Below are 12,910 nucleotides of genomic sequence, written 5' to 3' on the forward strand. Positions count from 1 at the left end.
CCCGGACGACGGCCCCCGCTTGCGGGCCGATGGCCCCGATCTTCCTCCACGCCATCCACCTGGCCCGGGGTGCCCTGGACCGTGGTGAGAGTCGCCTCGTTCTCGCGCAGGTTCGCCAGGCGCTCCGCCACGCCAGCGGCGAACCGTCCTCAGCGTGCGGCTCGAACGCGCCGGCGAATGCGAACGCGGAGGCGGACCCCACCTGTGCGGCGCGGGACGCGCTTTCGCTGCGGGCACCCCGTTGTGGCCGTGGGAGGAGGCCACTGTCAGTACCCTGAAGCGGTGATGGCCAATACGCTCTTGCCGAGAGCAATGAGCGGCACTGTCGACCTGCCCCTGTCTCCTCTGCCGGAGCGTGTCGCAGGACTTCTGTCGGAGCTGGGAAGTCCGCCACGACTGGCAGCTCACCTGCGCGCTGTCCATGACGTCGCGCGCCAGCTGGTGGACTGGATGCAACAGTGCTGCCCCGCCGTGATCTTCGACCGCGAGGCAGTGCTCTTCGGGGCCGCCACGCACGACATAGGAAAGACGGTTCACCTCGAGGAGCTGTCCAGGCCCGGATCGGCGCACGAAGAGGCGGGGCAAGCCCTCCTGCTCAGCCACGGCATCAGCCCGGAGTTGGCGCGCTTCGCCGCGACCCACGCGTCATGGGCGGAGGCGGGGGTCGGCTTCGAGGACCTGCTGGTCAGCCTCGCCGACAAGATCTGGAAGAACAAGCGTGTCCCCGAGCTGGAAGATCTCGTCGTGGCCCAGTTGGCCCGGGTCACGGGTCGGGCAGCATGGGAGGAGTTCATCGCGCTGGACGAGATTCTCGCTCGCATCGGCGACGTGGCCGACGAGCGCCTGGCGTTCCAGGCATCTTTCCCGATCCACAACTGAGGCCCTGGGGCGGAGGGCCCCGAAGAGGATGCCCCCGGGGCGCGGATCACCGCCCGCACCCACGATGACCCCGACCGCGTGGTACGGAATTAGATCCGCTGCCGAACGACGGGGGAGACCGAGCGGCCCTCCGGCCAATCGATGCAGCACCGCCGTCCGGCACGGGACTGCCGCGTAGCTCCGCCGCCTGGATCCGCGGAGCAAGTACCGGACGTCAATTGCGGCGACATCGGCGATGAGCCCCGGGAAACTGGTCGTCCATGGATGAGGTCAAGGTCGTCGTCGCCCATTCGGAGCGCGCCACCCTTCGCGTCGGGGACGTGTTCTTGAAAGTGGACGCCGATCAGGCGCGCATCGACGTCGAGGTCGAGGCGATGGCCACGGCGCCGGTCCGTACTCCACAGGTGCTGTGGCGCAGGCCGGCGGTGCTCGCACTCGCCGCTGTCCCGGGGAAGGCGCTCGGCCGTCTCGGCGAGCCGTCGACCGCGTCGTCGGCAGCGTGGGTCGCGGCGGGTGCCGCCATCCGCCAGGTGCACGAGGCGCCGTTGCCGCCCTGGCCCGGCCGGCGGCGCCCGAGGGCCCGACGAACTGGCGGCGGAACTCGACGCCGAGTGCGAGTCGCTCGTGACGAACGCTGTCCTGCCCGCCGACCTGGTCAACCGCAATCGCCAGGTCGCCGAGGCCGCGATCCGGCCGTGGGCTGCGGTGTTCACGCACGGCGACCTGCAGATCGACCACGTCTTCGTCGACGGCGACGAGGTCACCGGCATCATCGACTGGTCCGAGGCCGGCCGGGGCGATGCCATGTTCGACCTCGCCACCTTGACGCTCGGGCACGAGGAGCACCTCGGCGACGTCATCGCCGGTTACGGCACCGACGTCGACCTCGACGTGATCCGCGCGTGGTGGTCGCTGCGAAGCCTGCTGGGGATCCGATGGCTGGTCGAGCACGGATTCGACCCGTTCCTGCCGGGCTGTGAGGTCGATGTGCTGAGATCCCGGATGTGAGGCTGCGCGGGCCGGGCTGCTGCCGGCCTCAGGGCGCACGCGCTGCTGGAGCGAGCCTTGCGCCGGGCCGGGAGCACGGGGGAGAACCGACCGCCGTCGAGGCGCGAGCAGCGGGCGAGTCGCCACCGGGGGCGGTGCTGACGCGCAAGGTGTAGCCGCCCTGGCCACGCCACATGCGCGAGACGTCGCTGCGCCGACGTGGTGCGCCGGCGCTCTGTCACGTCTGCGGGCCGGGGTCACCAGGACGATGAACGATCAGCGGGTTCCCCGGCCATGATGAACGCCGCTGAGTCTGATCGACCGGGCTCAGGCCGAGTGACTACTCCTACTCACCTGAGTAGGCATGCTCATGTCGGCGTCCTGCGCCGTTCGAATACTGGGCGCATGAGACGATCTTCCGAGTCGGCCGACACGGTCGCCCCCATCCTGCGCCGCTCGCGCATCACACTCGTGACGGCGATTGTCGCCACCGTGGCACTCTCCGCCTGCGGCACCGAGAGCGTCGGCACGGACGCCGGCCTGAGCAGCCCCGCAGGGGGCGCCGATGACCGGCCCGGTACGGCCTTCTCGAAGATGCTCGACGAGGTCGCGGAGTCCTGCCCCGCCGACGGGCCGCCGCAGGCGCCCCCGTCCGGGCCTGCGAACGCCCTGCCGCCCGGTGCGGACGAGGCGCTGCCGAGCGGGGCGGTCGAGCCGATCGCCCCTACGGCCGGTCCGGAGGTCGAGCTGAACGCCCGGGACTGGTGCATGGGGCACCTTCACGAGGAGCGCGTCTCCCAAGCCCTCTGGGATCTGAAGAATCCCACGCCCTCCGACGTCAGAACCGTTCTGAACAATCTCGGTTACATCGACGAGCGCATCCACGGGCACCGGCAGTCGGGTACGACCACGCGGTTCTCACTCGACCTGCGCGACCGCGGCGGTCGGCTCTGCGTGGTCGGCGCCGCGGCCGGCACCAGGACGGTCGTGGACATGTGCGTGGCTCCCGCGACCGGCCCGTTCGTGCCGGGACAGCAGAAGCGGTGACGCCAGGGCCCGTGGGGTGATCATCACGGCGAGGGGGAGCCCTCGGCCTCAAGCGCGCTTGACGTACCAGGGCGCTTCATATGAACACCGACGCCGTGCGGTCGCTGCAGCCGCTACCGACCGAGGTGCGGCCAGGATGGTTCAGCGTAGCCGGTTGACCGCGCAGGGTCAGAGTCGGAGGGCGACTCCTGCCACGCTGCCAAGGTCCCACCGATGAGTTTCCAGCGGTCCCACAGTCCACCCATCGACACGAAGGAGCACACCATGCGTAAGATCATCGTCTGTACGTTCATGTCGTTGGACGGCGTCATGCAGGCACCGGGTGGTCCGGACGAGGACTCCGAGAGCGGCTTCGAGCACGGCGGCTGGCAGAAGCCGGTGTCCGACGACCAGGTCGGCGAGGCCATCGCCGGCTGGTACGAGAACTCCGACGCGATGCTGCTCGGCCGCAAGACGTACGACATCTTCGCGGCGTACTGGCCGACCGCCGATCCCGGCAACCCGTTCACCGAGCGGATGAACAGCATGCGCAAGTACGTGGCGTCCCGGACCCTGACGTCCTTGGAATGGGAGAACTCCACTCTGCTGGAGGGCGACGTCGCCGATGCCGTGCGCGAGCTGAAGGCGTCCGACGGCAGTGACATCAACGTCGTCGGCAGCGGCGACCTCGCCCAGACGCTCATGCGGCACGAGCTGGTCGACGAGTATCGGCTGACCATCCACCCGGTGATCATCGGCACCGGCAAACGGCTGTTCGCGGACGGAACGGTTCCCACCGCTCTGGAGCCGGTGAGTGTCTCGACGACGAAGAGCGGCACCGTTGTCGGCGTCTACCGGCCGACAGGCAAGCCCCGGTACGACAGCTACCAGTAGGGGCCCTGACAGCATGCCGCGTGGGCGCACCAAGCTGACGTCACTGGGCCGGGATCGATGCCGGACAAGTTGATCTGGCTCCACTCGCGGAGCGATGGGCGGATCTTGGACGTTGGATAAGGTCCGGGGCGGGAGGTGCGGCGGATGAGTTTTCGGTTGGCGGCGTATGCCGTGTGCATTGAGGACGGGCGGGTGCTGCTCGCCCGTCACGTGCCACCGGCAGGCGAAACTACATGGACTCTTCCGGGTGGCCGGGTCGAGCACGGGGAGGATCCGTTCGACGCGGTGATCCGGGAGGTCGCCGAGGAGACAGGCTGCACTGCGGTGGTGGATCGCCTGATCGGAGTGGACTCACGAGTGATCCCTGCGGCCGAGGCTCGAGCGGGAGTCGAACACCAGAATGTCGGCGTCTTCTACCGGGTCCGCATCACTGGCGGCCGACTCCGGCCTGAACCGAACGGCGAAATCGCCGAGTCGGTCTGGACCAGGATCTCCGACGTCGTCGGCCTGCGCCGGTCATCGCTGGTCGACATCGGCCTCTCTCTGGCCCAGGCCCTTCCGGCAACCGGCCATGTAGATCCTGTCCCGGTCGACGGCTTGATCCAGCACTGAGTATCAGGCCGGCGGAGCCACTCGGTCGAAGTGGGTCAAATCGGAAGGCATGAAGATCGAGACCGTACTCGAAGCTCCACCCGAGCCATGCCGTGGAACACCCACTTTTCTCGCCTCTTGCCGCCCGCCGCACGCCGGGCAGTTTCCTCGCTTCGGGCCCCGTCGTCCTCGGGGTTCCGTCTGTGGCACCCCGGGATCAGATGGTCCAGCGGGCCACGACGGCGTGATCGACGCGAAACCGCGCGTCGCACTCCGCGCAGTACGCGCTGCCGAACAGGTAGGTCAGTGCGTCCGCGACCTTTTGCTGGCCGTCGGTGAGAGCACGCGCGTGGAGCCGCCTGCCCAGCCCTTCCAAGGAAGAGGGGGCTGCAGGCTGCAGCTCCCTACGGTGCCCAGTGGTCTCCTTCATGTAGAAGCCGTCGGTCGTGGTGAAGTAGCCGTACTCGCCGAACACCACGAAGTTCTCGGCCTCGCACACGGGGCAGGGGACTTCGAACTCCTCACCGCTGAGGCCGTGCAACTCCTCCCCCCACACCTCGACTCCCTCGAAAGCGAGCGAGGCTTCCAGCAGCCCCACATAGCGATCCGGGCTGTCGGCCAGTGACGGATGGCGCAGCGCCTCATCCACCAGACGCGTCAGCTCCCCGATTTCCGCAGCGTAGGCATCTCGGGGATCAGATACCCCGGGGGGCCGGTCGGTGCCGGCGACGATGGAAGCCGCCAGGAGCAGCGGCATCGTTCGGTCTGTCGCCGTCAGCCGGCGGGCCTTCTCGGTCAGCGCGGGCAGGGCAGCGTAGCTCGCGGGGTAGACCGTCCCCTGGTGACAGAGGCGGGACCAGAGCTCGTTCCACGCGGGACCTCCCGGGTCGGGCCCGGCTGCATCGAGGAGACCTGGTACGTCTTCGGCGGAGCCGTACGCATGGGTGAGCTCAGACCATTCCGTCATGCGACTGATCAAAACAGACGACTCCAGCGTCCGAACGCGCACCCTGGGAGTTCACCGTGCTCCACAGCCGCCTGACCGACGAGCAGAGGCAGCAGCTTGCCGCCATGTGAAGAACGAGCGGGACCCCCGGGTGCAGGTTTCGACGCGAGGGGGCCGAGGTGAGGGGGGTCGACGTAAAGGGGGCCCACGTGAAGGAGGCCGAGTATGCCGACACTCGTGGCCTGGTCTTTCCTCTCGATTCGGCGGAAGCCGCCCCTCCGCCGAAGAGCCGTTCATAAGATCGCTTTCGGCTCCCGCGAGGCGCGGGAGCTCTTCTGGAGGAGGGGGCTACATGTCGAACATGTCCAGACGTTCGCTGCTGGGGTATTCGGGGACGGCAGCGGCGGGAGCCGTTTTCGCTTCGGCCGGAACTGCCGCGGCCGATGACACGAAGGCGGCGCAGGCGCCGGCGGTGTTCTCACCGGGTACCAAGTTCGAGACCAGCGCGAGCATGGCCGAATCGGACCTCATGATGGAAATGACGTTCAGCGTCCGGGTGGACTGGCCCAACGGCTCTCCCTCGGCGCAGGAGATCACCCCCCTGGAGGTCGCCAACGCGCTGTCGGCGATCGCCGAGTCGAAGGGCTGGCCCCCGCTCACCTTCTACGGCGCCCAGCCTCCCGCCCCGCTGACCTGACATATCCGCGCGAAGGCCGGGGAACGCGCTCGTTCGCTGGACGGGCTCCCCGGCCGAGCGACGACGGATACAGCGGTTGCGTGCCCTTCCAGTGATCTTGGACTTACGCAGGGGACGGACGCCCTGACGCGGGGGCCCCTGCCTGGGGTGGGACGGCGGATGGGAAACTGGCGGGTATGGATATCCGTCGCAGGAACAACGTCACTGTCACAGGCCGCGCGGACGGGCCGGTCCTCCTGCTGGCTCACGGGTTCGGCTGCGACCAGAACATGTGGCGCCTGGTGGTTCCCGCGCTGGCTGAGAGCTACCGGGTGGTGCTGTTCGACTACGTGGGATCCGGCCGGGCGGACCCTTCGGCCTGGGACGAGCGGCGCTACAGCTCGCTTGAGGGCTACGCGCAGGATGTGCTGGAGGTCTGTGAGGAACTGGACCTGCGGGACGTGACGTTCGTGGGGCACTCGGTCAGCGCGATGGTCGGAGTGCTCGCGGCGGCTAAGGCGCCGCAGCGTCTGTCCCGGCTGGTGATGGTCGCGCCCTCGCCCTGCTACATCGACGACGAGGGGTACCGGGGCGGATTCAGCGCCGAGGACATCGACGAGCTGCTGGAGTCGCTGGAGTCGAACTATCTGGGCTGGTCGGCGGCGATGGCCCCGGTCATCATGGGCAACGCCGACCGGCCGGAACTCGGCCAGGAGCTGACGACCTCGTTCTGCGCGACCGACCCGGACATGGCCCGGGTCTTCGCCCGCACGACGTTCCTGTCCGACAGCCGCCAGGATCTGAAGACGATCACGGTGCCGACGCTGATCCTGGAGTGCAGGCAGGACGTGATCGCTCCACGCGAGGTCGGTGCCTACGTCCGGGACGCCATCCCCGGCAGCCGCCTGGTCACCCTGGAAGCGACGGGGCACTGCCCGCAGCTGAGCGCACCGCAGGCCACCCTGAGGGCGATCACCGACTTCATGGGAGCGGCCTGATGATGTGCCGCACCGACCAGTCGGTGCCCGAGCCGGGGGAGGAGCAGGATGTGGACGCCACGGACGCGGTGTTCACATCTCTGCTGGAGGACAGCGCTGAGGAGCTGTACGAGCAGGCTCCGTGCGGGTACCTCTCCACTCTGATGGACGGCACCATCGCGAAGATCAACACCACGCTGCTGGACTGGTTGGGCCTGGAGAGGTCTCGTGTGGTGGGCCGGATGCGGTTCGTCGATCTGCTGACGGTGGGCGGCAAGCTGTATCACGAGACGCACTTTGCGCCGCTGTTGCAGATGAAGGGTGAGGTCAGCGGCATAGCCATGGACATCAAGTCCGCCGGCAAGCAGCGGATGCCGGCGCTGGTCACTTCGAAGGTGAAGACCAGCGAGGACGGCGAGCCCATGCTGATCCGCACCACCGTCTTCGACGCCCGTGACCGCCGCGCGTACGAGGCCGAGCTGCTGCGCGGCCGCAAGGCGGCCGAGGAAGCACGTCGGCAGGCCGAGGCCGACCGCATCCGGCTCCAGGAGGCGCTGGCCGTCCTCCAGCAGAGCCTGCTGCCCCCCGAGCTGCCCGAGGTTCCGGGTCTGGAGACCGGTTCCTACTACCACACCGCCTCCCCGGATCTGCTGGGCGGCGACTTCTACGACCTGTTCCCCCTGGGCAGCGGCCGGTGGGCTTTCTTCCTCGGCGACGTGTGCGGCAAGGGCCCCCAGGCCGCCGCGGTCACCTCCCTGACCCGCCACACCCTGCGCGCCGCCGCTCTGCACGACGCCGACCCGGTCAGCGTGCTGAACACGTTGAACACGGTGCTGCACGATCGGTACACCAGCGGCGACACCCGCTACTGCACCGCCATATTCGGTGTCCTGGAACCCGACGACGGCCACATGGGCGTGCACCTGGCTTCCGGTGGCCATCCTTCCGCGCTGATCCAGCGCGCGGACGGCAGCGCTGACTATCTGCCCACTCCGGGCGGGCTGCTCGTCGGTGTCCTGCCCCAGGCCTCGTTCACCACCGCCCGCGCGCGGCTGCTGCCCGGAGACACCCTGCTCCTCTACACCGACGGCCTGACCGAAGCCCGCACCGGACCCGATCGCGAGCTGTACGGCGAGGACGCCCTGCGCGCGTTCACCGCGGCCCAGCCGCCGGCGGGCCCGAAGGCTCTGATCGCCGCCCTGAGTGGACTGCTCACCTCCTTCGGCGACGGGCTCGACGACGACACCGCGCTACTCGCCCTCGGCGTGCCCGCCGCCCTTCCCGTCCCCGGAGCGAAGGTCTGACATGAGACCGTTGACGATCACCACCCGCGAAGCCGTCACCGGTCCCGTACTGGAGATCAACGGTGACCTCGACCACGAGACGGCGCCCGAACTGCGCAAAGCCGTGGAGGACCTGAGCCTTGCCTCGGGGCAGCTGTTGGTCCTGGATCTGGGCGGTCTGGACTTCTGCGATTCCAGCGGGATCAGCGCTCTGCTGTCGGCCCGGAGCCTGACCATCGAGTACGGCGGCCACATAGCCCTCGCCGCGGTCCCCGCCAACACCACTCGCATTCTGCGCATCGTCGGCCTGGACCAGGTCTTCGCCATCCACCCGAATGCCGCCACGGCCACCGCCCGCAGGTCCGCCGCCGGCTGAACCTGCCCCGAGCAGCAGTCAGCCGGAGTGACCGGGTAGGCCGGGCCGGTCCTGAAGCCGCTGAAACGACGCCTGGGCGGGCCTGGCCGGACAGCCGTCCGCGAGAGCGAGGGTTTGTTCGCCGTCCGGATGCTCGGGCTTGACTGTGCTCAGTACGACAGCAGCCCCGATACGGCACCAGGGCCCGGACCCGCGGCGCGGTCCGAGCCCTGGTGCCCTGCGGTGCCGCCTTGTGGCGGCGGTGCGTCAGCTCTGGGCGGTGTTGTTGTCGCTCGACTGTCCGGCGGTCCCAGTTGCGCCTGTCTTTTCGCGCATCTTGCGAACCAGCTCTGCTTTCTGGTCGGCGGCGCTCCGGCGGTCGAGGTTGCGGTGCGGACCGTGGTTCTGCCGTTCGGCGCGGGACTGCCTCTTGCGCTGGCCGCCCCCCTGGCCCACGGGGTTGTTGATGTTCTTGCTGTCGGTCATGGGTTCTCCCGGTGGCGATGTGAAGTGATCTACGGATTCGTCGGTAGGGGGATGGGTGCGGCGACGTCGAAGGACGTCAGCGCGGGGGCCCGTCACGCTCCCGCTCGTAGACCGGCGACTGGAAGAACATGACACTGACGGTACCCGGTTCCGCCGACCCCGCGTGCCAAGCCCCTCGCCGCCCAGGCCGTGTGGCCGGGCACTGAGCTTGATCGAGGTCTGGAGAAGGGCGCTGCCAGGCCTGGAGGTCCTGATCGACGAAACGCGTCTGTATCTGGCTGCCATTGTGTAGAAGACCTTCTTCGTTCCCAGCGCTTCTCGTCGAGCATCCGGACGACGCCGTACGAGCCAAGGTCCTGCTCCCCGAGCCTGCTGTAGCCGGCGAAGGTGAACCACAGCGCCGGTCCAGGCCTTCGTCCTCGACAATGTCTGTCGGCTTTGTAGGCGGCCCGGTACGCATCGATGCCTCTTGACCGTTGTCGTGTTCCCGTTCTGCGGCCCAGGCGCGGCGACACACTGGCTGCGCGGCCTCGGAGCGGCGAACGGTCCGACCAGAACGACCGGGGGGGCCTGGCCGGGCCGTCGACAGGAAAGGAGTCACTCGGCCCAGGGAAGCGGGATCCTGTCCTCGCTCCCCGGCAGCATCGCCTTGCCGCCCACGGCCATGGCCACCAGAGCCTCCGCTGGGCCGCCCACGGCCTTCAACCGCCGTACCGCACCGGCGGGCAGGATGACGGCCTGACCGGTCCTGGCCTGACCGGTCCTGCCTTCCACCTCGATCTCGAACTCGCCCGACAGGGGCATCCAGACCTGTTCGCGGTCGATGACGTGCACAGGCGTGGCGGAGTCCGCGCCGATCTCCACCCGCCATGTGCTGATCTCGGTGCTGCCCTGGCTGGGGGCAGCCAGGGCGAACATCGAGCCGCTCGGAGTCCTGGTCGTCCGCTGCTCGCTTTCGCTGACGACGTACATGTACACCCCTCTATGTAAAGGCACTTTACTCGTGACGAGTAAAGTGCCTTTATTCAGGTGTGTCAAGATGATCCGGTGGAAAACCGTGACCCCCTCGAACGCGCCGAACTCACCTTCCTGCTCGGAATGGCCTTCCAGCTCGTCCTCTCCGAGTTCGTGAGCCGCCTCGACGCCGCCGGCTACGCCGACCTGCGTCCCATGCACGGCCTGGTCTTCCAGGCGCTGCGCGGTTCCGGCGCGACGAGCAGCGAGCTGGCCGAGCGGCTCGGGGTCACCAAGCAGGCTGCCGGCCAGATCATCGACGATCTGGAGAAGCGGGGTTACGTCGAGCGGCGACCGCACCCTGCCGGCGGCCGCCGCAAACTCGTCGTCCTCACCGACAAGGCGCACGAGCACCTCACTGTGGCCGGCCGGACCTTGCATGAGCTGGAGGCGCGGTTGACGGAGCAGCTTCACGAGGCCGGCCGGCAGGTACCGCGAGCCGAACTCGCTGCGGTCATCCGCGCTTTGGCTGGAGACTCGATCCCGCCATGGCGCCCGGTCTGGTGAAACAGCGGGCGTCGTGGCGAAGGGGCACCGCCGTGCGTAGCGTCACCAGGCCAGGAGGGGTCGAGCCCATGGATGAGGCTGGGCCATCGACGCCGGGCGGTCCCCTCCCGTAGGCCCGGTCCCCTCCCGTAGGCCCGGTCCAGTTCGCGGGCCCGGGGCTCCTTGCCTCCTCGTACTCGCCGACCGGACCACGGGGTTCGCCGCTGGGAGCGGCCAGGGGAGCGCTCGCTGGTACCGAAGGATGGGTCGGCGCCTGCGCCGGAGCACCGGCGCTCAGGGAATGGTCAGCACGATCTTGCCGGTGGTGTGGCCCGACTCGCCCAGAGCGTGGGCCTTGGCTGCATCGGCGAGTGGGAAGACGGCCTCGACGTGGGCGCGCAGCGAGCCGGAGGTGACCAGGCCGGCGAGGGCGTTCATGCCGGCGTGGTCGGCTTCGACGAGGAGGGTCTCGACGCGCACCTCGCGGGCCGCTGCCTTCGCGGCCTCGTCGGGGTCGGCGCTCGGTAGGAGCGAGACGAGGATGCCGCCGGGGCGCAGGACGTCGAGGGAGCGGGCGCGGGTGTCACCGGAGAGGGGGTCGAGGACCATGTCGACGTCCTGGACGGCGTCTCGGAAGTCGGTGCTGCGGTAGTCGATGACCTCGTCGGCGCCGAGGGAGCGGATGAAGTCGTGTTTGGGGGCACTGGCGGTGCCGATGACGTACGCGCCGCGGGACTTGGCGATCTGGACGGCGAGGTGGCCCACTCCGCCGGCTGCCGCGTGGATCAGGACGCGCTGTCCGGCATGGACCGCGGCGGTGTCGACGATCGCCTGGTACGCGGTCAGGGCGGCGAGCGGCAGGGCGCCGGCCTGGACGTGGTCGATGCCGGTGGGCTTGTGCGCGAAGGCGCGGGCGGGGCCCGTCACGTACTCGGCGTGGGAGCCGACGCCGTGCGGGTAGGGCAGCATCCCGAAGACCTCGTCGCCGGGCTTGAACAGGGTGACGCCGAAGCCGACGGCCTCGACGACGCCGGACACGTCCCAGCCGAGGACCAGCGGCAGACGGTCGAGGAAGAGGCCGGCGGCGCGGTGCTTCCAGTCGGTCGGGTTGACCCCCGCCGCGCGGACGGCGACGAGGATCTGGCCCGGGGCGGGCGTGGGACGGGGCAGGACGACCTGAGCGAGGACCTCGGGCGAGCCGTGGGTGTCCTGGCGGATGGCGTGCATGGTGTCGGGATTCGTCATGTGCACCAGCCTTGCCGGAGGTGCTTCCCCGTACCATGGCATGAATGCCAACTTACGACGGGATCGTGCCATGACAGCTGTTCATCGGGTCGCCGTCCTCGCCCTGGACGGGGTGTACCCCTTCGAGCTCGGCATTCCGAGCCGGATCTTCGGCGCGCTCCAGGACCGCTACGAGGTCGTGACGTGCTCCGTCGACGGCGGACCCGTCGCCACGAACGCCGACTTCTCGGTGACGGTGGGGCACGGCCCTGACGTTCTGGCGACGGCGGACACGGTCCTTCTGCCGCCCTTCGACATCTCCCGCCTCTCGCGCGAGCTGCCGCCGGGAGCGGCCGAGGCTCTCGCGGCGGTACGGCCCGGGACGCGGATCGTGTCGATCTGCACGGGGGCGTTCGCGCTGGCGGCGGCCGGACTGCTCGACGGGCGGCCCGCCACCACCCATTGGGCCGTCGCCGACGTCTTCCGGGCCTGGTACCCGACGGTCGCGCTCGACCCGGACGTGCTGTTCGTGGACGACGGCGACGTGCTCACCTCGGCCGGTGCCGCCTCTGGTGTCGACGTCTGTCTCCACCTCGTACGGCGGGATCACGGTACGGCTGTCGCCAACCACGTGGCACGGGTCTGCGTGGTGCCGCCGTGGCGGGACGGCGGACAGGCCCAGTACATCGAGCACCCGGTGCTGCCGCCGTCCGTGGCCGGCACGTCGGCCACCCGCCAGTGGGCGCTGGAGAACCTGCACGAGCCGCTGACGCTGATCCAGCTCGCCGGGCATGCCCGGATGAGCCGGCGCACCTTCGTGCGCCGGTTCAACGAGGAGGTCGGGACGAGCCCGGGGCGCTGGCTGATCCAGCAGCGGGTGTCCCGGGCCCAGCACCTGCTGGAGACCACCGACCTGGCCGTCGACGACATCGCCGGCCAGGTCGGTTTCGCCACCGGGACGTCGTTGCGTGAGCACCTGCACGCCGCGATCGGCGTCTCGCCGATGGCGTACCGCCGCACCTTCCGGGGCGCCGGCGCCCCGGCGGGGTGAGCCCCGCCCGACCGACTCGCCCCAGCTGTGGACGA

The 12,910-nt window shown here is 69.3% G+C and carries 14 protein-coding genes and 1 pseudogene; 11 read left to right on the top strand and 4 right to left on the bottom strand.

Translation table 11 applies throughout. The features are described 5' to 3' along the window. The first annotated feature begins 285 nt into the window (after window positions 1-285). The 5 genes and pseudogenes from ABZY45_RS19045 to ABZY45_RS19065 all read left to right on the top strand — a co-directional run bounded on the left by ABZY45_RS19045 (window position 286) and on the right by ABZY45_RS19065 (window position 4,398). A complete protein-coding gene (locus ABZY45_RS19045; protein ID WP_356741632.1) occupies window positions 286-879 on the top strand; it encodes an HD domain-containing protein in 594 nt (197 codons plus the stop codon). Window positions 880-1,139: 260 nt separating this feature from the next. Next, window positions 1,140-1,887 (top strand): annotated as a pseudogene (locus ABZY45_RS19050) (phosphotransferase). A 384-nt stretch (window positions 1,888-2,271) separates the two neighbouring features. Then, entirely contained in the window at window positions 2,272-2,913 is a 642-nt protein-coding gene (locus ABZY45_RS19055) for a hypothetical protein (protein ID WP_356741357.1), read from the top strand. Window positions 2,914-3,177: 264 nt separating this feature from the next. After that, window positions 3,178-3,786, top strand: coding sequence for a dihydrofolate reductase family protein (locus tag ABZY45_RS19060; RefSeq protein ID WP_356741358.1), 609 nt, complete (start codon window positions 3,178-3,180; stop codon window positions 3,784-3,786). Window positions 3,787-3,930: 144 nt separating this feature from the next. After that, window positions 3,931-4,398: an NUDIX domain-containing protein gene (locus ABZY45_RS19065; RefSeq protein WP_356741360.1), complete on the top strand. Its 468-nt coding sequence runs from the start codon at window positions 3,931-3,933 to the stop codon at window positions 4,396-4,398. A gap of 196 nt (window positions 4,399-4,594) precedes the next feature. On the opposite strand, the gene ABZY45_RS19070 is transcribed toward ABZY45_RS19065, so the two are convergent. Continuing rightward, the gene (locus ABZY45_RS19070; RefSeq protein WP_356741361.1) at window positions 4,595-5,134 is read right to left on the bottom strand and encodes a hypothetical protein; all 540 of its coding nucleotides are present in this window, start codon (window positions 5,132-5,134) and stop codon (window positions 4,595-4,597) included. A 541-nt stretch (window positions 5,135-5,675) separates the two neighbouring features. Between ABZY45_RS19070 and ABZY45_RS19075 the strand changes: the two genes are divergently transcribed. From ABZY45_RS19075 to ABZY45_RS19090, 4 genes are all read left to right on the top strand, one after another. Then, window positions 5,676-6,020 (top strand): hypothetical protein, encoded by a 345-nt coding sequence (locus tag ABZY45_RS19075; RefSeq protein WP_356741363.1) that lies wholly within the window; start codon window positions 5,676-5,678, stop codon window positions 6,018-6,020. Between the two features lie 176 nt (window positions 6,021-6,196). Then, complete coding sequence (locus ABZY45_RS19080) at window positions 6,197-6,997, top strand: alpha/beta hydrolase (protein WP_356741365.1); 801 nt, start codon at window positions 6,197-6,199, stop codon at window positions 6,995-6,997. 2 nt (window positions 6,998-6,999) lie between these two features. Next, the gene (locus ABZY45_RS19085) at window positions 7,000-8,280 is read left to right on the top strand and encodes a SpoIIE family protein phosphatase (RefSeq protein WP_356741634.1); all 1,281 of its coding nucleotides are present in this window, start codon (window positions 7,000-7,002) and stop codon (window positions 8,278-8,280) included. A gap of 1 nt (window position 8,281) precedes the next feature. After that, entirely contained in the window at window positions 8,282-8,635 is a 354-nt protein-coding gene (locus tag ABZY45_RS19090; RefSeq protein ID WP_356741367.1) for an STAS domain-containing protein, read from the top strand. 246 nt (window positions 8,636-8,881) lie between these two features. Here the strand turns inward: ABZY45_RS19090 and ABZY45_RS19095 are convergent, their stop codons facing one another. Together ABZY45_RS19095 and ABZY45_RS19100 are read right to left on the bottom strand one after the other, a co-directional pair. Further along, window positions 8,882-9,100: a DUF6243 family protein gene (locus ABZY45_RS19095; RefSeq protein WP_356741369.1), complete on the bottom strand. Its 219-nt coding sequence runs from the start codon at window positions 9,098-9,100 to the stop codon at window positions 8,882-8,884. 597 nt (window positions 9,101-9,697) lie between these two features. Then, window positions 9,698-10,072: a cupin domain-containing protein gene (locus ABZY45_RS19100; RefSeq protein WP_356741371.1), complete on the bottom strand. Its 375-nt coding sequence runs from the start codon at window positions 10,070-10,072 to the stop codon at window positions 9,698-9,700. Between the two features lie 75 nt (window positions 10,073-10,147). Here ABZY45_RS19100 and ABZY45_RS19105 point away from each other — a divergent pair, with 75 nt between their 5' ends. Next, window positions 10,148-10,621 carry a MarR family transcriptional regulator gene (locus tag ABZY45_RS19105; protein ID WP_356741372.1) on the top strand — a complete coding sequence of 158 codons (474 nt, stop codon included), beginning with the start codon at window positions 10,148-10,150 and terminating at the stop codon, window positions 10,619-10,621. Between the two features lie 273 nt (window positions 10,622-10,894). Here the strand turns inward: ABZY45_RS19105 and ABZY45_RS19110 are convergent, their stop codons facing one another. Next, window positions 10,895-11,827 (bottom strand): NADP-dependent oxidoreductase, encoded by a 933-nt coding sequence (locus ABZY45_RS19110; protein WP_356741636.1) that lies wholly within the window; start codon window positions 11,825-11,827, stop codon window positions 10,895-10,897. Window positions 11,828-11,915: 88 nt separating this feature from the next. Here ABZY45_RS19110 and ABZY45_RS19115 point away from each other — a divergent pair, with 88 nt between their 5' ends. After that, window positions 11,916-12,875, top strand: coding sequence for a helix-turn-helix domain-containing protein (locus ABZY45_RS19115; RefSeq protein WP_356741374.1), 960 nt, complete (start codon window positions 11,916-11,918; stop codon window positions 12,873-12,875). Window positions 12,876-12,910: the final 35 nt, after the last annotated feature.

The organism is Streptomyces sp. NPDC006516 (assembly GCF_040611875.1).
Classification (GTDB): Bacteria; Actinomycetota; Actinomycetes; order Streptomycetales; family Streptomycetaceae; genus Streptomyces.